This window comes from Achromobacter sp. RTa (assembly GCF_000757485.1).
In the GTDB taxonomy this organism is placed as follows: Bacteria; Pseudomonadota; Gammaproteobacteria; order Burkholderiales; family Burkholderiaceae_B; genus Achromobacter.
Genome location: NZ_JPYO01000042.1, coordinates 786,142 through 804,700, shown reverse-complemented (window position 1 = coordinate 804,700; position 18,559 = coordinate 786,142). Strand labels below are relative to the sequence as shown.

Annotated in this window: 19 protein-coding genes and 1 tRNA gene; 7 read left to right on the top strand and 13 right to left on the bottom strand. The window is 56.1% G+C overall.

The annotated features are described in order from the left end of the window. Positions 1-32: 32 nt before the first annotated feature. From JL37_RS21185 to JL37_RS30570, 5 genes are all read left to right on the top strand, one after another. Entirely contained in the window at positions 33-962 is a 930-nt protein-coding gene (locus tag JL37_RS21185) for a dihydrodipicolinate synthase family protein (RefSeq protein ID WP_043546548.1), read from the top strand. Between the two features lie 314 nt (positions 963-1,276). After that, positions 1,277-2,266: a tripartite tricarboxylate transporter substrate binding protein gene (locus JL37_RS21180; protein WP_052097484.1), complete on the top strand. Its 990-nt coding sequence runs from the start codon at positions 1,277-1,279 to the stop codon at positions 2,264-2,266. 928 nt (positions 2,267-3,194) lie between these two features. Continuing rightward, entirely contained in the window at positions 3,195-4,451 is a 1,257-nt protein-coding gene (locus tag JL37_RS30195) for a hypothetical protein (protein ID WP_369798585.1), read from the top strand. 283 nt (positions 4,452-4,734) lie between these two features. Continuing rightward, complete coding sequence (locus JL37_RS30575) at positions 4,735-5,742, top strand: hypothetical protein (protein ID WP_156124354.1); 1,008 nt, start codon at positions 4,735-4,737, stop codon at positions 5,740-5,742. A gap of 5 nt (positions 5,743-5,747) precedes the next feature. Beyond that, positions 5,748-6,860, top strand: a complete 1,113-nt coding sequence (locus JL37_RS30570; protein WP_043546546.1) for a DNA adenine methylase — start codon at positions 5,748-5,750, stop codon at positions 6,858-6,860. Between the two features lie 112 nt (positions 6,861-6,972). On the opposite strand, the gene JL37_RS29800 is transcribed toward JL37_RS30570, so the two are convergent. The 10 genes from JL37_RS29800 to JL37_RS30185 all read right to left on the bottom strand — a co-directional run bounded on the left by JL37_RS29800 (position 6,973) and on the right by JL37_RS30185 (position 13,699). Further along, entirely contained in the window at positions 6,973-7,206 is a 234-nt protein-coding gene (locus JL37_RS29800) for an antitoxin VbhA family protein (RefSeq protein WP_052097482.1), read from the bottom strand. A 652-nt stretch (positions 7,207-7,858) separates the two neighbouring features. Next, complete coding sequence (locus JL37_RS21165; RefSeq protein WP_043546545.1) at positions 7,859-8,911, bottom strand: type IV secretion system protein; 1,053 nt, start codon at positions 8,909-8,911, stop codon at positions 7,859-7,861. A gap of 1 nt (position 8,912) precedes the next feature. Continuing rightward, positions 8,913-9,173, bottom strand: a complete 261-nt coding sequence (locus JL37_RS21160; protein WP_043546544.1) for an EexN family lipoprotein — start codon at positions 9,171-9,173, stop codon at positions 8,913-8,915. Then, positions 9,170-9,616 carry a hypothetical protein gene (locus JL37_RS21155; RefSeq protein ID WP_043546543.1) on the bottom strand — a complete coding sequence of 149 codons (447 nt, stop codon included), beginning with the start codon at positions 9,614-9,616 and terminating at the stop codon, positions 9,170-9,172. Before JL37_RS21155 ends, JL37_RS21160 begins: the two co-directional genes overlap by 4 nt. 10 nt (positions 9,617-9,626) lie before the next feature. Further along, complete coding sequence (gene virB5, locus JL37_RS21150; protein ID WP_043546541.1) at positions 9,627-10,352, bottom strand: P-type DNA transfer protein VirB5; 726 nt, start codon at positions 10,350-10,352, stop codon at positions 9,627-9,629. 256 nt (positions 10,353-10,608) lie between these two features. Continuing rightward, on the bottom strand, positions 10,609-10,866 hold the full coding sequence (locus JL37_RS21145; RefSeq protein ID WP_231570404.1) for a hypothetical protein: 258 nt from the start codon (positions 10,864-10,866) through the stop codon (positions 10,609-10,611). Positions 10,867-10,891: 25 nt separating this feature from the next. Continuing rightward, positions 10,892-11,887, bottom strand: a complete 996-nt coding sequence (locus tag JL37_RS21140; protein WP_043546539.1) for a relaxase/mobilization nuclease domain-containing protein — start codon at positions 11,885-11,887, stop codon at positions 10,892-10,894. Beyond that, positions 11,884-12,426 carry a plasmid mobilization relaxosome protein MobC gene (mobC, locus tag JL37_RS21135; RefSeq protein WP_043546538.1) on the bottom strand — a complete coding sequence of 181 codons (543 nt, stop codon included), beginning with the start codon at positions 12,424-12,426 and terminating at the stop codon, positions 11,884-11,886. Before mobC ends, JL37_RS21140 begins: the two co-directional genes overlap by 4 nt. After that, positions 12,423-13,433, bottom strand: coding sequence for a hypothetical protein (locus tag JL37_RS30190; protein ID WP_081955139.1), 1,011 nt, complete (start codon positions 13,431-13,433; stop codon positions 12,423-12,425). The genes mobC and JL37_RS30190 overlap by 4 nt, the downstream gene beginning before the upstream one ends. Further along, positions 13,430-13,699, bottom strand: coding sequence for a hypothetical protein (locus tag JL37_RS30185; RefSeq protein ID WP_081955138.1), 270 nt, complete (start codon positions 13,697-13,699; stop codon positions 13,430-13,432). Before JL37_RS30185 ends, JL37_RS30190 begins: the two co-directional genes overlap by 4 nt. A 405-nt stretch (positions 13,700-14,104) precedes the next feature. Between JL37_RS30185 and JL37_RS21130 the strand changes: the two genes are divergently transcribed. After that, positions 14,105-14,794, top strand: a complete 690-nt coding sequence (locus JL37_RS21130; protein ID WP_043546537.1) for a metallophosphoesterase — start codon at positions 14,105-14,107, stop codon at positions 14,792-14,794. A 439-nt stretch (positions 14,795-15,233) separates the two neighbouring features. Then, the gene (locus JL37_RS30565; protein WP_156124353.1) at positions 15,234-16,025 is read left to right on the top strand and encodes a hypothetical protein; all 792 of its coding nucleotides are present in this window, start codon (positions 15,234-15,236) and stop codon (positions 16,023-16,025) included. 385 nt (positions 16,026-16,410) lie between these two features. On the opposite strand, the gene JL37_RS30750 is transcribed toward JL37_RS30565, so the two are convergent. The 3 genes from JL37_RS30750 to JL37_RS21115 all read right to left on the bottom strand — a co-directional run bounded on the left by JL37_RS30750 (position 16,411) and on the right by JL37_RS21115 (position 18,445). Then, complete coding sequence (locus JL37_RS30750; protein WP_043546535.1) at positions 16,411-17,037, bottom strand: hypothetical protein; 627 nt, start codon at positions 17,035-17,037, stop codon at positions 16,411-16,413. Between the two features lie 61 nt (positions 17,038-17,098). Beyond that, on the bottom strand, positions 17,099-18,226 hold the full coding sequence (locus JL37_RS21120; protein WP_043546534.1) for a site-specific integrase: 1,128 nt from the start codon (positions 18,224-18,226) through the stop codon (positions 17,099-17,101). 134 nt (positions 18,227-18,360) lie between these two features. Next, positions 18,361-18,445, bottom strand: a tRNA-Leu gene (locus JL37_RS21115). Between the last annotated feature and the right edge of the window lie 114 nt (positions 18,446-18,559).

Below are 18,559 nucleotides of genomic sequence, written 5' to 3'. Positions count from 1 at the left end.
CTGCCCACTTCCATTGCTCACGGAGGAGCCTCATGGCCCGACACAAGAACCCTCGCCATCGCGGCATCTATCCCGTCGTTCCGACGATCTTCAAAGAGGACGGCTCCCTCGATCTCGAGGGGCAGCGGCGCTGCGTCAACTTCATGCTCGATTCGGGCGCCGACGGGGTGTGCGTCCTGGCGAACTACTCGGAACAGTTCCTGCTGGCCGACGACGAGCGCGAAGTCCTGACCCGCCACGTACTGGAAACAGTCGGCGGGCGCGTTCCCGTGATCGTGACGACCAGCCACTTCAGTTCCCGGCTATGCATCGAACGCAGCCGCCGCGCCCAGGAGATGGGCGCGGCCATGGTGATGGTGATGCCGCCCTATCACGGCGCAACTTTCCGCGTGGGCGAGGCCCAGATCCACGAGTTCTACGCGCGCCTGTCCGACGCATTGGGTATCCCCATCATGATCCAGGATGCGCCGGCGGCCGGAACCCCCATGTCGCCGGCATTTCTTGCCCGTATGGCCCGGGAGATCGAGCACGTCTCGTACTTCAAGATGGAGACGGCGGGCGCCGCAGGCAAGCTGCGCGAACTCATCGAACTCGGCGGTGACGCCGTCGAAGGCCCGTGGGATGGCGAAGAGGGCATTACGCTGCTCGCGGACCTCGACGCGGGCGCCACCGGCTCGATGACGGGCGGCGGCTTCGTCGACGGCATCAAGCCCATCATCGAAGCCCACCGCGACGGCGACCATGACCGGGCCTTCGCCCAATACCAGGCCTGGCTGCCCCTGATCAACTACGAAAACAGGCAGGCCGGCTTTCTGGCGGCCAAAGCGCTGATGAAGGAAGGAGGCGTCATCGACTGCGATGCCCCGCGGCATCCATGGCCGTCCCTGCATCCCGAAACCCGCAAGGGGTTGCTGGAGACCGCCCGCCGGCTGGATCCGCTGGTGTTGCGCTGGGGGAGATGACGGGGGCGGTCGGGGGCAGTTCTGGAAAGGTGCCGGGCTACAGAATCCAGTAATTAAAAATGTAGTCTGGCATCTTTTCTGTGCCGTCATGCGGAGTAATCGCTGCACAAATCCGTGGTGGCGACGCTGGTGGAAAATTTTCGGGATCATGCGTTCCAAGCACGGCATACAACATCAAAAGCGCCGTTCAACGCACGCGAGGAGATCCCGAAGAAAGGCGCCGGATTACAACTTCACTCGTTAAGTTTATAGTCTGACGCCTTTCACCATTTTGCGTGGCCGCCGCACAGCGGCCGATCAAGGAGGAGACAAACATGACAATGCTATCCGGCGCCAAGCTGGGCAGGGCGGTACTGGGGATGACGCTGGCTGCCGTGGCGTTTGCTGCATCGGTTCCCAACGCGCACGCGGACGACTATCCTTCGCAGCCGATCAAGCTGATCGTGCCCTTTGCCGCCGGAGGCGGCAATGACGGGATAGCGCGTCTCCTCGGACAGGTGCTGTCCGAAGGCCTGAAGCAGCCCGTGGTGGTGGAGAACCGCCCAGGCGCGGGCGGCAAGCTGGGCGTGGAGCAGGGCCTGAGGGCAGCGCCCGACGGCTACACCCTGATCTTGATTTCCAATAGCTATTCCGTCAATCCCAGCCTGTACAAGCTGCCGTTCGATCCGGTGGAAGACATGACGCCGATCGGCATGATCGCGCGCGCGCCATTCTTCGTGTCCGTCAATCCCAGCGTGCCGGTGGACACCCTGGGCGAACTGGTGGCCTTGGCCAAGAAGAAACCGGGCGGGCTGACCTATGCTTCGTCGGGCACGGGCGGGATATCGCATCTGGCGATGGAAGCCTTCTTGAAGACGGCCGGTATTTCCATGGTCCACATACCCTACAAGGGATCCGCACCAGCTCTGACGGACACTGTCTCAGGCCAGGTCAATGCGATGCTGACCACGGCGGGCTCGACGCTGCCCTACCGCGAGGACAAGCGCCTGAAAGTGCTGGCCGTGACCTTGCCGCAGCGCGTGTCCTCGGCGCCGGATATCCCGACGGTGCGCGAGGCCGGCGTGCCGTACGACGTAACGGTGTGGTACGGCATCATCGCACCCAAGGGCGTGCCGCCGCAGGTGCAGGCCAAGCTCAACGCCGCGATCAATGCGGCCGTCGTGACGCCCGAAATGGCCGACCGTCTCAAGGTAACCGGGGAAGAAGCCGCGCCAGGCAGCCCGCAGGCTTTTCGCGATCAGATCGTCAAGGAGATTTCTTTGTGGGGCGATGTGGTGCGCGAAGCGGGTGTGACTGTTAATTGACCGATTTTGCCGCTTGGGTTTGCGCCGAGGCGGCGAAGGGGTATCAGTGAACGCGTGCTGATGAGGCCGCGCGAGGCTGTGTACAGGACTGAAGACCGTCTAGGTGGTCTGTGCCAAGGTCGAGAAAAAAGCCGTTGACGGCGAACGTCAACGGCTTTTTGAATTCTGGTGCCCGGGGCCGGAATCGAACCGGCACGCCTTGCGGCGGGGGATTTTGAGTCGGTGAGTTACAGTGTTTCTACCGGGAAATGGGGCGAATTCTAGCGTAGGTTGAAATAAGTAAAACCAGTTTCAAATCAGTAGGTTAGCGTATCTTAGCTGAATTGGTGAAAGCTGGTCGCTGTACCTGTGCTGTACCGAAACTTAGGTACAGTACTTAAGTGGTTCGGCGATTAGTGCCCCATGGCTACGGCTCTGTGCGTCGCCTGGATGCCGGGATGTGCGTCTTTCCGGAGGAGCCATATAGAATAGCCAATGGTGGTTCTTTAAGCTATACAATACAAATTGTGACTTTAAGTTTGTGTTGGTAGTCCTGCCCGTCTTGTTGCTTTGATATTGCGCTCTAGTACTGTGCTTCCCACTGAAAGCCAAATCATCATGGTCGGACGGAGACTTACATGCGCCGAGGGATATAAAAATGACAAGGATAAGCAAGCCGTTGCTTCGGGTAAACCAATGGCTACAGACATGGGATATTGCGACTTGGGGAGGAAATCGCCCCCGGCCACCAGCGCATTTCTACGTCGGATCGCTTTCACTGAAAACGCTCCGAGCCCTCAGCGGCGTCCAACCCCGAACAGTCGAGGATCGGCGAGCCAGCAAAGTTGCTGGTTATCAACGTACGCATGATGAGGACAGGCTGGCGAAGATCGGCCGCTATCTTGAGTATGGATTTCCCTTGTCGACTGGAGCTGGGCTAGACCCACACATGCACACGGAGTTGGTGAACCCGGGTTGGTTGCCAACCAGCATTCTTGTCAATGTCCTTGGACCCAACGAGGTGCGATCTCGAAAGGGCAAAGAAAGAACCGTCGCAACTGACGATATAGTCAGCATTTCTGGTGATGGAACACATTACGAACTGAATTTCTCTGCTTCGAATGTAGATCCATCCCAGGCATTGCCGCCCCTAGAAATAGTCGACGGGCAGCATCGCTTGCTCGCTACGGACCTTATTTCCTTGCCAGACGATTATGAAGTGCCGGTCGTCATATTCGATAACTTACCCCTCACGTGGCAAGCCTATTTGTTCTGGGTTATTAACGTCGAGCCCAAACGCATCAATACAAGTTTGGCATTTGATTTGTACCCGGAGCTTCGGGATCAAGAATGGCTCAAAAGAGGCGAGTCAATCAAGATTTATCAAGAGCATCGATCTCAAGAGTTAGTCGAGGTCCTTTGGCGAAACCCATCTAGCCCCTGGAAAGATCGCATTGAGCTTTTCGGCAAGCGTGTAGATGGGCATGTTTCGAACGCTGCGGCGATTAGATCATTAATGGCGACGTTCGTACGGACTTGGGCGAAAGGGAATGATGCGGATGCCGACCCGGAAGATATTACTAAACTTGGTGGACTGTTCGGCTCGATCGACAAAAACGGAAATCGCTACATTATTCGTTGGAGACGGCCGGAACAAGCTGCATTCCTCATACTTTGCTGGAATGCCGTGCGCACAGCCGCTGCATCATCAAAGGCAGCTTGGAAGCGCTTATTAGGCGAGAATGGAGGAAAATCGGGGGACGATTTGGCGGCCTACGCGTTTGAGGGCCCATATACCCTTTTGGCGACTGATCAAGGCTTTCGTGCAATCAGCTTTGCCTACAATGCACTTGCGCAGTTGGTGTATGACAGAATCGGATTGCTAGAAATTGAAGGGTCTGAGGAAGAATCCGAGCCCGCTGATGAATTCGTTGCAAAGGCGCTGGAACAACTTGAGTCAAACCGAAGCCTCACGACTTTTGTCAGTGAAGTGGCTGTCGCATTAGTCGATGGGGTGGACTGGAGAACTAGCGCCGCCCCCGGCATTGCTGAGCAAGACAAAGTTGTACAAGGTCAATATCGCGGAAGTAGTGGTTACAAAGCACTGAATAAGGCAGCTTTGACAGCCGCTTCAATGTCCAAAGATGTTAATGTTCGCGATGCTGCTACTCGCGCTCTTGCTATTTTGGGTTGGAGCAATGAGTAGTCGACATCGCCGCAAGCGCGGTAATCACGCTAAACAGACTCCGTCTCAGAATCGGCAGCCACAGGGTGCGACGGCGACAGCGCCGCCTAGTCCGATCCCCGCCGATTTGTGCGCTCCGAGTTTAATACAGAGTAGCTACGCGAGCTTCCAAAGAGTAGCGTCGACTTTTGGAGCTCCGCTATTGCTAGCGACAGAGCCGCATACAACCCCAACGTCTCTCGCCGTAGACGCCCTTGTGCATTTGACTGAAGGTTGGAGGTTTTTGTCCGCTGCGCTATCGTCAATGCTGGGCAACGCCCCCGCACAGGCAGTCCACTTTGCATACTATGCCGAACTACGTGCCGCTATATCCCTGCTGTCGTCCCACGGCATGCGCATCAGTAACGGAGACAACAGTTATTTGGAGCGTAGCGGAGCATCAAAAGTGCCTTCTTGGCGGGCGATGCGAACGCACAGCGTGGTGTGGAAGCTTTGGGAGGCTTGGGCTAAGACCCCTGCAGCTGAGGCGCTATTACTGGATCAGTTAAAGATCCTTCCATCTATCACGATTGGAGATCTCAAAGCGTCTGTCGGTAGGGTCGCCGCGAACCCTACGTTAACTCGTTGGGCGCTTGATCTGTCCATGGGTAAGGAACATGAGGCCCGCAATAAGGCAAGTTATGAGACGCCAACGGCTAGGACTGCGCTGCATCCGATGCAAGCTGCTGACTTTGAATTTGTACGTGACTTGTGGGCGTTAGCCGAGCCTACCGGCTTCGGCTTGAGATTCGAGCAGGAGCTTGTCAGATATTTGGTCCATGCGGAGTTAAATGACGAAACCGTTGTGGCGGATGAAGCAGCTAGAACTGCTTGGTTGCAACGTCTGATTGGTGACCTTGAGAAATCAACAGGTACCCCGCGCATGACACTTGAATCTTTCTTTAATGGTGAGTCGTCGTCTTCGTCAATTTTTCAACTGGCGTTCGCTCCTGATTTGAATCCGTCAAATATGGTGGCTCGCGCATTCTTCTTGCTCCGCTTAGCAACACTTATGCCAAATGGTGCGCTTGCTAGCTATCCATCGACACCGGCTAAAGAATGGCTTAAGGATTGGTTGGAGCATGTGGGGCTTTTCGATCCCACCGACGGTGGGAGACCTGAAGACAAATGGATGGATTTCGAACATCTTAGTCAACTTCCTGTTCCCCCAATGCCGTTACCCGCACAATTGACTGCTACGCCTTCACGTAGTACGGATACTCACCTGCTGGCCAGAGCAGATGCGATGCTTGCATGGAGTACTAGTCTTTGAAATACATGGGTTCGAAGCGAGCAATGCTCGGAAATGGCTTAGGCGACGTTTTAGAGGATATGGTGGGGCGGCACAGGCGTTTTGTAGATCTCTTCACAGGCTCTGCATCAGTTGCTTGGCACGTAGCGCAACGCTATCCGATAGCGACTTTCGCATTCGATCTACAGCGATACAGTGCGGTGCTCGCTGCCGCAGTGGTGCAACGAAATAATCCAGTTAATCCGGTCAGACTTTGGAATGACTGGGTCCGTCGAGCGACTCCAAAATTTGAAGCATTCTGCGCGCCAGATGCTACAGTCGTTAACGCAGCTTTTGTGATAAAGGCTCGTAAATGGGCATGCCAGTTTGATCAAACCAGTTTAGTGCATGCCTATGCCGGGCACTACTATAGTCCCGTCCAAGCATGTTGGATTCAGGCGCTTAGGGATACTGTTCCCACAAAATCGCCGAATCGGGAAGTGTGTCTTGCGGCACTTGTAATGGCTGCTAGTAAGTGCGCAGCATCTCCCGGCCACACTGCACAACCTTTTCAACCCACTGACACCGCGATCAAATATTTGGAGATAAGCTGGCATCGCAATTTTTGTGCAGATGTGCAAGCAGCTCTTGCTCAGCTTGCTCCTATTCATGCTCGAGTGTCTGGCAAGTCAGACGTGGGTGATGCCAACGAGATAGCTTCTCAATTGCAACCCGGCGATCTTGTTTTTATAGACCCGCCTTACTCGGCTGTTCAATATAGTCGCTTTTATCATGTGCTCGAGGCGATTGCCGTTGGCGCTACAAGCCCGGTGTTTGGCGTGGGCCGCTATCCCCCTCTTCATGAGCGCCCTAGTTCGAAGTACAGCCAGAAAACAACTGCTAAGCTGGCAATACAGGATCTTCTTGTAACGTTAGCCGCGCGAGAAGTATCGGCGATCATCACGTTCCCAGACCACGAATGTTCGAATGGCGTTGACGCAGATATGATCAAAAACTATGCGTCAGAAATTTTTGAGGCGAGAACTCAAATCGTTTCTAGTGTGTTCAGTACCTTGGGTGGTCCGGCTTTGAGCGGGCAAGGTCCTCGACTCGCACGCTTGAATGCCGACGAAATGATCTTGTGTCTTGAGCCGAGATAGAGTGATTCCGTGAGCTTCCTCAGGATTAAACGCATCTCGATAGCATGATTGTGCAATACAAATACCGGCGACAGCCTATCCTGCACTAGTCCCCAAATCCTAAATTTCTTCGTCATGACGAAGACTTTGGGAGCGCTAATGCGTCAGCGCGCGGCTGCACAAACTCTTGCAGGCTTATCTGACCATCGACGAAACGCTGAGCGTGGGCCTCATCTGCTTCACTGAGCGAGAAACCTTCTAGACCGACGGAGGCCCGCGCATAGTTAACTGCCGATTGCCGGCGGCTGCGTTCGGTATCCGATATGGTTTTGCGGGGCTGTTGTCTGCATTTACCCTTGCCAGCCATGGTGTCTCCTTGCCGTAGGTAACTCGATCTTACAAGAAGTATGGGTAATTTGGTTTAGGTACGCGCAGCCACAGAGGTGGTGCGCTGAAATTGTCTTGTTTTACCTGCTATGGACGCCAATATCGGCTGCGTACTGGCCGTAGTTTCCAAAGAGGCTTTGCCTCTCTGGACTCTCCACCCTCGCCGGCGGGAGCCTCGGGAGCAGGGGGTTGCGGGCCTTTGGCCCGGAACTCCTGCCCCCGGCATAGCGTGGGGCGCTCCTGCCGCGTCAAGGGGCCGTGTCCTCGCCCTGTGGGCTGCGGGCCGCACCAACCCCTTGACCCGTCATCCGCTTGACAGCACCGCTACTGACGTCGTTTGGCCGGAAGAGGCGTCAAGGGCGGGACCGGAAGCCGCAGCCCGAAGCGCAGCGTAGGGAACGGGTGAGGATCCCGGGCGAAGCCTTTACCCTTGATGCCTCTGGAAGCTATGCAGCCTGTCGGCCGGGGGGAGGAACAAGGCGAAGCCGCTGGGCCTGCCCCCGCGGCCAGTCCGGCAAGAACGGACGCGGGATGCAACCGAAGGGGTTGCCCAAGCGTAGCGCGGAGATATGTGCGGTCATAATTGAAAAGGCCTCGCTGATGGCGAGGCCGATGCGGACGCAACATGCACATCACTTACCGTTGACGGAGCCGCCCGTTGCCGGTCCCCAGTTCTTGCCCATGTTCTGCAAGACGTGTTGCCGATAGGCTGGGTTCCACATGGTGTTGCCTGCAATCATGTGGTTGGTTCGGCCAGCAGTAACCATCATGCCCGACTGCATATCGCGGCGAGTCGTCTTGGGATTCACCACGTTGCCAATACCCTGCGCCATGCTCCTGAATGTCACCGCGTCAAAGGCGATGCCACCAGCCAATCTCGCTCCTAAGCCGCTCGTTTTTCTCTGCGCGAAGAAGATGATCAAGGCAAGAACGATGATCTGCACAAACGAACTGATGGGATTGTCCGTGGTCGTGCTTATTACCCTGTCGAATAGCGCCTTAAATAACGCCACGCCGACAGATACGACAACCATTGTGATGGCAATTTCAAGGATGTAGGCCAGCGCCTGCTCAAACCATTTATCGAACCATTTTGCGGTGACCGGAAACATTAACGCCGCGATAAACAGTGGTCCGAGACCAAGCATTATTCCGAGACCGAGCTTTGCCATGATGATGGTCGCGGCCGCAGGCAAATGAATAAGAAACACTGCAATGGCCATCATGAGAGCATTCAGGGCATCCCAGAACATATGACCTAGTTCGTAGAACTCGCGCTTTGCGACTTTGCCTAGCATGTCGTAAGCCACGTTAAGCCCTTTGTCCGCCGAGTTATCCAGCACCTGATAAATGCTTGTCGCTTGAGCGTTAGACGTGGACATGATGTCGGCGAGACCCGTCTCCAGGCCTTGAATGGCCGACACAACAGTGGCGGTGTAAGAATCAGCCGTCATGCAGAATGCCGTGATGATGAGGATCTTCATGCACTGTTTGATGAAGGTCTGAAACGGAGCTTCAACCGCGCCCGTGCTGATGGCGTAGCCAGTCAAGGTGATGTACAGCGTAACGCCGGTCAGCATCAGCATTTGAAAGCCGAGGATGACGTTTGAAGCGGTTTCCGATACGAAGGTGTTCAGCATCGCATCGACGCTGCTGCCTATCCACTGGAATAAGGCGAATCCCATGTTATTGACCTCCCTTGAGCGGATTGATCGGTGTCAGGTCGAAATAGCCCCGCTTGTCGACAGCCAGATGGTTTGCCGCTGTCTTGGCGTTGATGCAGTTGGCGGATTCGGCGAACTCGCCAGGACTGGCTTCGCACTTCGCGATCATCGCGTTGCGTTCGGGGGCATGCGCCTTGTACCAATCGACGGTTTGAACGGGGGTGTTTTCGCCGCAAGCTGCCAGCGCGAGCGCGATGAAGAAAGGGAAGAGGATGTTTTTCATTTGTGTGCCTCACGTGCGTTGATGATGTCGAGTGCGTGGGCCACTTCGGCGGCCTCAATGATGCGTAACGCTACAAGGGTTCGCACGACGCTTTCGCGCATGCCGCCCCATGTCGGCTGTGTGAAGCGATTTGGCGCGTTTGTCCAAACGATGCCGATGCACGCAATGGATGTGACGGCAGACAGGATGATGTTCATCCAAGGCGGCAACGGTTCTTCATCAATGAACGGCAGCGTGAATCCAAACCAGCCCATAGCCGCGTAGTAGGCAGTGAAAGCAGCCATACCGATAGCCACGACATCAAGGGTTCTCATCAGCGGCGCACGCCGCAAAAGCTCTCGGAAATACTCGGGACTCAGGCGGCGAGCGCAAGCCCAGAAGCGATAGATGGCAAGGCATAGCGTTACCACTGGAACGAGTGTGATTGCGTAGAACGGAGCCATGATGTTCTCCTTAGCGTGCAAGCGGGTTGAAGACTTGAAGAATGGGGTAGCCCCGTTGATCAACAATCTTTGCGTTGATCTCCTTCCGCCGTTGCTGCTGTAGGCGGTCTTCGGCTGCCGCGACCATCTGGTACATCTGTAGCTTGGTCTGCTCGTTCTGAATCATGGCCTGCTCGGCTGCGATGCGGCCTTGCAGTTCGGCAATGGCTTTCGGGTCCTGCGTTTGGTTGATCTGCTGCATCAGCAGGTCGATTTGACTGAGGCGGTTTTTCGCCGCGTCGTAGGCATCGAGCGCAAAGGCTTTGTCTTGCGCGCCTTTGACGGCTTGCGCTTCGCAATTGGTGCGCTGCTCTGTCGAGGAAAAGCCGGTGCATGCGTCATACACCTTGTTGTTGTGGTATATGGCTTCAGCGCGCCCGCTCAGGCCGGCATAGCCGCCTGATTTCACGCTGTCATAGACGTCTTGCCAGTCTTGCGGCAGGTAGTCACGCAGCTGCGGGTTGTTGAACAGTTCTCCCATGCCGCGCGCGCCAGTGACCGCAGCGTATTGCTGCTTCATCTGGTCGATCTGGCTGACCATCTGGTCGTACTGCATCTTCCACTTCGCCATCGTTTCGATCTGGTTTTCCACGCTCTTGGCGATGGAAGCGCCATCTGTCACGGGGATTTGTGCGAAGGCGGCCGACGACGCGGCAATGCCGAGGGCCAGAATGCAAGAGGCTGATAGTTTCTTCATGTTCGCCACTCCTGAGAGGTTGAGGGCGAACGTAGGACCGTGCTGTCCGGTCTGTCGGTCTGTTCAGGGACCGTGCCCAGTACGACAAAGCGTTCTTGGGGCGACTAAACGGCCGATCTGCTCTCGGCGGTCGGAACCCTTCTTTTCGGGTCGGCACCCGGTACGCTAGGCGTCCTTGGGGCGGTGCAACGTTCGTTGTGGTTAAAGGTACAACCGAAGTTGATTGTACTTACGGTTAATGCAAAGTAGTTTCCGACTACGGCCACCACATGCGACGGTCAATGATGATGCGGTCCGACAGGTACGAGATGTTCGCCAGTTCCGCCAGGGCCATTTCTACGGTTCGGAACCGGTACGGTCGGCCTTTGTCGTCCATGACGGGGTGCTCTGTAGTGCCGTCCTGCACGGCCAAGGCAAAGCCCGTCCAGTAGTGCGCATACAGAATGACCTGCACATCACCGGTGCGCGCTGGATCATCGCAGTAGTCTTGCAGCGCGTCGTAGCGTAAAGCCATCTTATGGTCCTTCTTGCGCAATCAATCAACGGCTCAGGTCGCCTTTGCCTGGGTGGTTGGTCTTGTCCTGTTGCTGGGTATCCTTGGTCACTTCTGTGCTGCGCTGGCTACGCTGTGGGACCTGTAGCGTCCTGTCCTGCGAGGGATCAAGGAAACGGACAATTTCCAGGGCAAGCGATTTGTCCTCTATGTCACCAGTGGCCAAGGCTTTCGCAATGTGCCCGTAGCCATTCCTGATGGCACGTGAAACGCCGGAAAGCCCGCGTTGTTCCCGCTCGGCCGCTTTGGTGCTCTTGCCACGCTTGGCGGCATGTCGCGTCGCCTGCTTGACCGTAGTCTGCGTGTTAGACCGTGCCCTACGCGGTGTGGCATTGGCCTCGATGCCTTGTTCACGCAGTGCCTCGGCGAAGCGCTCCCTCCAGCGTTGCAGGTCCGCTTTTCGTGGATTGAGCCGGCTGCCGTCGAGACCCAGCGCCTTAACGCAAAGGTGGCCGTGGGGATGGGCTTCATCGTCATGGATGGCGAAGACATACGCGTGGTTGGCGCCGAACTCCGTTTTCGCGAATGCACGGATAGCGTCATTGACTGCGCGTCGGTCGGTGCCGGGTGGCATGGACAGCACGATGTTGAACGTTTCGCGGCGCAAGCCGTTATCCGGCAACCCGTACTGACCGCTTTTCCATTCGTCGCGAACGTCCTGCACTGCCTCACGGCCAAGGATCATTTCACCGTCTTCGTTCTCCAACGCTACCAGGCCGTTGCGCGATATGTAGTCGAGGTGCGCTTTCACCTGCGCGATGCCTTTGCCGCCGCCGGAGATCTTCACCATGACTTCGGGCGCTTTGCGAGTGGTCAACATCAACTTGTCACGGACCCGAGCGCTGCCGGTCAACAGCAGAGGCTTAGAGGGTGGCGAAGTGCGTGATCGCGTCACCGTGCGCTTTACGCCTAGGCTGATGACGGGCTTGGTATAGATGCGTTCACCCCAGTCCTTCAAAATTCCATCAATGACCAGACTCATTCCAGCCTCCAGCGGTCAATGTTGGCGCGCATGATGTCTGCCACCCGCGCGGTGTGGGTTTTGATATGACGGGTCAGTGTGTCGATACGCTCAGCGGTCACCACCGTCTCCAGCGCGCGTCCCGCGTTCATATGCCGGGCGATCTGGTTCAGGTTGCGGCCGATGGCCAGCAGCCGTGAATTCGATTCGCCCAGCGTCCGTAGCTCTGTCATGCCGAACTGTGGTTCTCCGCTGAGATTGGCCCGTATCAGGTGGATGACCCAGCGATTGGCGGACATGCCCTGCTGCAAGGCCAGTGCCTCGATACGGGCGTATTCCGTCTCAGTCAGGCGGAGTTCCAGGCGGCGACGCGAAGTATCGGGATGCTCATGTGTTGATGGAGTGGGCGAACCGGCTGTTGTTGAACCGTTGAGTAATCGAACGATGACCTGTCTCAGTGCGTCGCTGGGGGTGCTGCCCTGGCGGACGCAGAACACCTGCCAACGCCGCTTCAGATCGCTATCTAGTCGAACACTTAGTGTGGCCTTGTTGTTTTTCATTTTGGCGTCCTCGCGTGCATGCTCAACTTGGCCTTCAGGTCCTGAAGCCGGGCTAGCGATTCAGCTTTGCTGAGCGGTACAGATTCCGATGTGGGCGACATATCCCGAGCCGCGGTCAGACGTTCCCTTCTGGTTGCGATCGGGATGCCAGCAGCCGGCACGAATCCGCCTGTGCGGTGGCGGTCAACAAGTCCTTTGAGGTAAGCGACCTTCGTTGTTCTGATGGTGCCCGGTTTCTTGATTGCACCTTCCAGTTCGTCAAGCAAAGCCTGGGCGCTTTCGGCGGGAATGTTGGCGATCAGATTCTGTATCGACATCCTTTCAGCAGGAGCCAGCGAGCTAGGATATTGCAAGCCGTTGCTGGTTCCCGTTGTAGTAGTAGTGTTATAGATAGAGTTAGTGTTAGTAGTAGTGTTACCCGGCCCCCTATTCATACCGTTTGGGTAGGGTGTGCATAGGGTATCGGGTTCGCTAACTCCTTGATTAATAAGCGCGTCGTGTGGGGCGCTGTGAATCGATGATTGGCTATCGCTAGGGTCGGCATAGGCTGTCGATACCCTATCGCTAGGAGAAGCCAGTGCACTGGCTACCGTATCTCGCAGCGGGTCGTCGGCCGGCAGTCGATTGATGAGGTCGTCCACATAGTCGTTGCGCCAGCGTTCGGGAAGGGCTTCGATCTGTTGGAATGTCTTCTTCCTGAGTGTGGATGCGACAGCCATCTTGGCGGAGTTGTGATCCCACCAGGCCTTCACCCAGACGTAGTTCGCGTCTGCGTCGAAATAGATAAGGTCGGCGTCGACAAGCCGGCGGATCACGTTTATCAGTTGAGACTCGACATCCCAACCCATCTCCGAGGCTGCAACGCGCAGGACGATTTCATACGCGCCGATGACGTTGCTGAATGGCGAGGTCAGGAAGTAGAACAATGCATAGCGATCTTCGACCGTGCAGCCTGACAGGCGATTTGAGCGCCATATCTGGTCGTTGATGGTTCTTTGTCGACTCATGCGCGAGGCCCTCGCGTAGCGGCCTCTGCGGGCGTGACTTCGCCGTCTGCCGGCTGTTCCAGACTCAGCGCTTCCGTGACCTGCAACGTCCGAAAATAAACGCGGCGACCGACCCGCAGCATGGCTGGCTTCAGCTTGCGCGAAAAATCGGTATCGGTATAAAGCGCAACGCGGACGCCATCGGGAGATCGGCCTAGCAAGGTGGCAACGTCAACGATGCTCATCAACGGCCCAAACCGTCCCAACAGATATTCTCCAGTAGTCATTCATATGCCTCACAAGTTCACCGTAGGTGAGGCCAGTCTTTACTGTGAAGGAATGAATGTCAAAGGCCAAAATAGCGCGTCTGCGAAAACCAAAATTTGGCATCGTCAAGTGCCAAGATAAGGCATATTGGTTTTTTTCGATGCAGCGATCAAGCGAAATAAATCTGTAAATCAAAGGCTTAGAAATGGTCAGAGACAGAGCTTGATTTGGGCCTCTGAAACCTCTACGGGAAAAGAAAAAAATTGTGAAAAATTGCCAGCGATGTGGGCGTGATCAAACTATTGGCTAGTATCCGAGGTTGATGACATCAGGAGCAGTGAATCGGGGATCACGCTACCTTGGAGAGCCAAGTATCATGATGGGCATGTAGGTCGAGTCGCTAGGAAGTTATATGGAACTTAGAAATGACGCCCGGTAATGCTCGAGTCCGGCGCTTTCAATTGAATGCAAACGGCCGTGATTTTGCGGTGGGTGATATCCACGGTCATTTTGGTCGGCTTGAGGTCGCGCTGGCTGCCGTAAAGTTTTCGCCAGAAAAGGACCGATTGTTTTCCGTAGGCGACCTTGTGGACCGAGGCCCTGAATCGGCCGATGTTCTGAAATGGTTGGAGCGCCCGTGGTTTCACGCGATCTGCGGGAATCACGACCTGATGACGTGGCGACGGGCGATGGGCGATCCGATTCCGGACGTCGATCACCGCGCCCACGGCGGTGGATGGTTGGACGCCTGCGCTGGCGATATTCGTGAACGCATTGCGACCAGCTTGAGCGCCTTGCCGCTGGCTATCGAGGTGGAAACGCCGAGGGGCGTGGTCGGTATGGTTCACGCCGACTTCCCCTATGACGATTGGCAGGCTATTCATGGCGCTACTTTCAGCCCGGAGGATGAGGATGCCTGCCTATGGTCCGTAGACCGCTATCAAATGCAGTATTCCCAGCCTGTCCGCAATGTACGTGCGGTGGTCCATGGACATATGACGCTACGCAAGCCTGCGCAGCTTGGCAACGTTTACTACATCGATACAGGTGGATGGCAGGACACAGGGAGGTTTACGTTGCTGGACTTGCATACGCTTAAGTCGTGGCCGCGCTAATTCCATTCTCCTACCTCTGAATACATGGCACAGCCTTTAAAGGCCCGACATACGGGCAGATGAGAGAAGTGATCAGACAGGGCACAAGAAAAGGATCATCGCCTATTTCCGGAGAAGGTTTCGCGCGTGACGTTTTCGAGATTGCGCAATAGCAGCCAGCGCGAGGAGCTGATGATCTTGCGCGCCTCTCGGTCGCCGCGTAGGTGGGGATGATTCGCTCAGGAAGACATAAGGCCGAGTTCGGCCAAAAGCGGCCGGTCGTTACGCCTTCCTCCCAACAGCTGTCATTGGCTCGCTAACCAATCCCTTGAGCATAGTGCGAAACAGACGCATACTCGCTTTCCTGTCTATATCCAGTGAGTCAGCGAGCATGTGTGCGGCAGAAACCTGTGCAAAACTCGATGCAGGCTGGTTACTTTAAACATTACTCTTTCCGAATATGGTTACTCCGAGAGCCCTCGTTAGCAGCATTACATCCTCGATTGATGAAGATTTTCGTGTCAATCACCTCAAGCTGTGCTTTCTCTGGTACGAAGAAATTCTCATTGAAACCCTTGGGAAATTTGATGAGCGACGCTTTTACGCAAAGCTGCTCGGAAAAGAGTCGGACAACAGAAAAATTTCTCATACACTTTCCGACATAATTGTTCCGTTGGAAAAACGGGTGCAAAAGGACGTGATAGGCGACGTGCTAAGTCGAAGCGGGCCCGGCTACCCCCGCTGGGGCGATGAGTACGAAAACTATACGTACCCCGAGCCCGAAAATGGTGAGCAATTTGCACACAACCAACTACTTCAGCACATAGCAAATGAGCGTGGGTTTGAACGATTTGAGGACGGGTACGACATTGAACAAGCCGAAGGTAGGGCAAGAGCTGCGGTAGATGCGGTTCTCCTTTGGGAGCGCGTCAATAATGAGCTGCCATGTATGCTCCAAACCAATGGCGATGAGAAGCTTGCCATGGTATCTGCCCAGCAGTTCTCAGCAGGCGAAAACGGGTCACCCAATCCATTTATCCTCTTCGATACAGAAATTCCATGTCTTGAAAGCGTAAGCTGGGAGCAAATTATTCAGTTCAGAAAAAACGGCTCTCTGAAATCTCTGCGAGATAAGTTCGGCGACTCTTTTAGAATGGCGGGAGGCAATCTCGACCAGGCCAAGGTGTTATTTGATCAAACTGAGCAAGATGCCCTCACTCGATTGTTGACAGCTCAAGGCCGAGGCCAGTAAGGGTGGCAGTTGAGTCCATTCTTGCGAACATCCCTGGCTTAACAGTGAATCCATTTAGCGTACTTTTCGGGCTGCGCGATACTGTAAAATCGATCACGAAAGGGAACGATCATGGCTGGTTGTACCTTCTCAGGGACATCAGAAAATCAGCATCCGACATCAAAAAATAATATTCCACAATTGATTTCCGCGGACCGCCAAAAAATCGCACTTTGTGGCGTCCGCCGAATTTACATGTTATTGATCGCCTGCTTTTCGAAGTTCGCTATTCCCGCTTCGGGCCATTCCGCCGACCCCCAACCACCTCGCAGATCGGCGTAGAATGAAAGAAAAGGCCCTTCACTCAGGGTGAAGGGCCTTTCGTTTTACAGCTTGCTCAGGGTTATTATCCTCGCTTGAACAGCCGCTCGTGCATCCATCCATCGTTGGTCAGGATGACAGCCGCCTTACCCTGTATATCTCCCTGAGTCTGTTCCGCAAAATTCTTGTAATTGGCACGCATGCCTTCCGATTTGGCCCAGTCATCTGCGCCCTCTACCTTGTAGCGGTAGTTCACCTGCGACAGCTTTACGCCCATCATGTCGCTGGGTTCAGTGAAGTTGTTCACCTCCACAACGGTGTACTTGCCGGTGCAGAAGGCATCTTGCCCAGCCATCGTATTGGCACCATTGGCGACGAGGAATTTCTTGCCGGTGTCAGTGATTTGGTACTCGGTGGCCGGCTCCATCTTGTTGCCAAACATGGCTTTGACTTCGGTGTCTCGCTTCGTCAGCAGTCCGGCATCGACCAGCGCGTCGGCGCGCTTCTTGCTCTGACCGCCCAGCATGTCTTGATTCGCTAGGGTGAACGGCAAGCCCTTTGCAGGAATCGCAGCGCACAGGCCCTTCTGAGTGTCCAGGTATGCCTGTATGGCCTTGCTGAAGTTGCTCTTGTTGGCGTCCTTGGCGCTGCCGCACGCGGCAAGGGTAAGGGCAAGGCTGCTGATGGCGACGATCTTGATAGCGGTATGCAAAACTAGCTTCCTCCGTAGGTTAAGACAATCGGTTATTCATTATGGCAACGCTATGGAGCGATTATGCGTTGTTCTCTGTTTGGGAGTCGGCCTCACTCCGTTGTTTAGAAGTGGAGGGCGCGCGACCCGCGAGGCGGTCCAGCTTCTGCACCAGGTCTTCGGCCCGCAGGTGTGTATAGCGCTTGAGCATCTGCATCGACTTGTGGCCGCTGATGGCCGACACCTCCTGATCGCTCAAGCCGGCTTCCACGAACCGGCTGACAGCCTCGTGCCGCAGGTCGTGAAAGCGGAAGTCTTCAAGGCCCGCTGCTCGCTTGGCATCGGTCCATGCTTTGTCGAACAGGTAGGGGCGTCGTATGCCATCCCGGCCGGGTTCGCCGAAGAACACCAATTCGGTTTCGGCCGGGCGCACTGGGTTGGCAAGCGCCTCGGTGAACACGCGCGTTGCCTCGGCAGTCAGCGGGACGGTGCGGGGCGAAGAGTTCTTGGTGTGCTCCAGCCGCACGACGCGCCGCTCGATGTCCACTTGCCGAATGCGTAGCGTCGCAATCTCGGACAGCCGCATGCCGGTCTGGACGGCAATGCGGACGATCCATCCGAACATCGGGTTCGAGTGCTTATCCACGGCTTGCAGCAGGCGGTTCTGTTCATCCGGGGTCAATCGCCGGTTGCGGCCTGAGCCGGGGGCCGGGCGGCGGATGTTGGACACTGGATTGAAGGGCAGGCCGATGCCCCATTCTTTGATCGCGACGGTGAACAGGTGGCCCAGCAGTGCCAGTTCCAAGCGTACCGTGTTGTTACTGCGAGGCCGTAGCTTGCCATTCTTGTCCGGGTCGCCGGCCAGTCGCATGTCGCGGAACTGCGCCACGATCTCGGCGTTCAAGGCGGCCAGCGAGTACTTGCCAAGATGCCGGATGATGACCTGCGCCTTCTTGTGCTCGCCGGTTTGGGTCGAGGCCCGCTTGGTGGGCGTGACTTCCTTGAGGTAGCGGGTCAGCGCCGCTTCGACGGTCATGCGCTCGGCCGGCGCCCGCTGGATATATACGCCGCGCACCATTTCGTCTTCGGTACGGCGCGCCCAGTCTTCGGCATCCCGCTTGGTGCGGAACGTCTTGGCCGTGGCCGGCCAGCCAGTCTTGCGAATGAGGGCTTTCCAAGTGCCCGAGGACGTCTTAACAATCGTAGCCATGAGTACTCCGTATGAGGCTAGCGCCGCATCACTGTACCGAAACTGTACCTGACCACAATTTTAGGAAAATCCCCCGGTGCGGGGCTTGTACTGCGAAACCTTCTAATGGCTTGAATTACCAGAAGATTTGGGGATGGTGCCCGGGGCCGGAATCGAACCGGCACGCCTTGCGGCGGGGGATTTTGAGTCCCCTGCGTCTACCAATTTCACCACCCGGGCAGGCTGGTCGCGGACACGTCCAGATGACGGTCGCGGGAGAAGCGAAGACGGCGATTATATGCGGTCTGGGAAAAATTGTCAGGCAAGGGGCGGATCCGCCCCTTGCCGGGCCGG

Bases quoted from the DNA above. Each gene is read 5' to 3' on its own strand.
- JL37_RS21145 (WP_231570404.1), bottom strand. From the start codon at position 10,866: ATGGCTTTACGCTACGACGCGCTGCAAGACTACTGCGATGATCCAGCG.
- JL37_RS30185 (WP_081955138.1), bottom strand. From the start codon at position 13,699: ATGACTACTGGAGAATATCTGTTGGGACGGTTTGGGCCGTTGATGAGC.
- JL37_RS21165 (WP_043546545.1), bottom strand. From the start codon at position 8,911: ATGGGATTCGCCTTATTCCAGTGGATAGGCAGCAGCGTCGATGCGATG.
- JL37_RS30195 (WP_369798585.1), top strand. From the start codon at position 3,195: ATGCACACGGAGTTGGTGAACCCGGGTTGGTTGCCAACCAGCATTCTT.
- JL37_RS21185 (WP_043546548.1), top strand. From the start codon at position 33: ATGGCCCGACACAAGAACCCTCGCCATCGCGGCATCTATCCCGTCGTT.
- JL37_RS21140 (WP_043546539.1), bottom strand. From the start codon at position 11,887: ATGAGTCTGGTCATTGATGGAATTTTGAAGGACTGGGGTGAACGCATC.
- JL37_RS30190 (WP_081955139.1), bottom strand. From the start codon at position 13,433: ATGAGTCGACAAAGAACCATCAACGACCAGATATGGCGCTCAAATCGC.
- JL37_RS29800 (WP_052097482.1), bottom strand. From the start codon at position 7,206: ATGGCTGGCAAGGGTAAATGCAGACAACAGCCCCGCAAAACCATATCG.
- JL37_RS30575 (WP_156124354.1), top strand. From the start codon at position 4,735: ATGCTGGGCAACGCCCCCGCACAGGCAGTCCACTTTGCATACTATGCC.
- mobC (WP_043546538.1), bottom strand. From the start codon at position 12,426: ATGAAAAACAACAAGGCCACACTAAGTGTTCGACTAGATAGCGATCTG.
- JL37_RS21120 (WP_043546534.1), bottom strand. From the start codon at position 18,226: ATGGCTACGATTGTTAAGACGTCCTCGGGCACTTGGAAAGCCCTCATT.
- JL37_RS21180 (WP_052097484.1), top strand. From the start codon at position 1,277: ATGACAATGCTATCCGGCGCCAAGCTGGGCAGGGCGGTACTGGGGATG.
- JL37_RS30570 (WP_043546546.1), top strand. From the start codon at position 5,748: ATGGGTTCGAAGCGAGCAATGCTCGGAAATGGCTTAGGCGACGTTTTA.
- virB5 (WP_043546541.1), bottom strand. From the start codon at position 10,352: ATGAAGAAACTATCAGCCTCTTGCATTCTGGCCCTCGGCATTGCCGCG.
- JL37_RS21130 (WP_043546537.1), top strand. From the start codon at position 14,105: ATGACGCCCGGTAATGCTCGAGTCCGGCGCTTTCAATTGAATGCAAAC.
- JL37_RS30565 (WP_156124353.1), top strand. From the start codon at position 15,234: ATGGTTACTCCGAGAGCCCTCGTTAGCAGCATTACATCCTCGATTGAT.
- JL37_RS21160 (WP_043546544.1), bottom strand. From the start codon at position 9,173: ATGAAAAACATCCTCTTCCCTTTCTTCATCGCGCTCGCGCTGGCAGCT.
- JL37_RS21155 (WP_043546543.1), bottom strand. From the start codon at position 9,616: ATGGCTCCGTTCTACGCAATCACACTCGTTCCAGTGGTAACGCTATGC.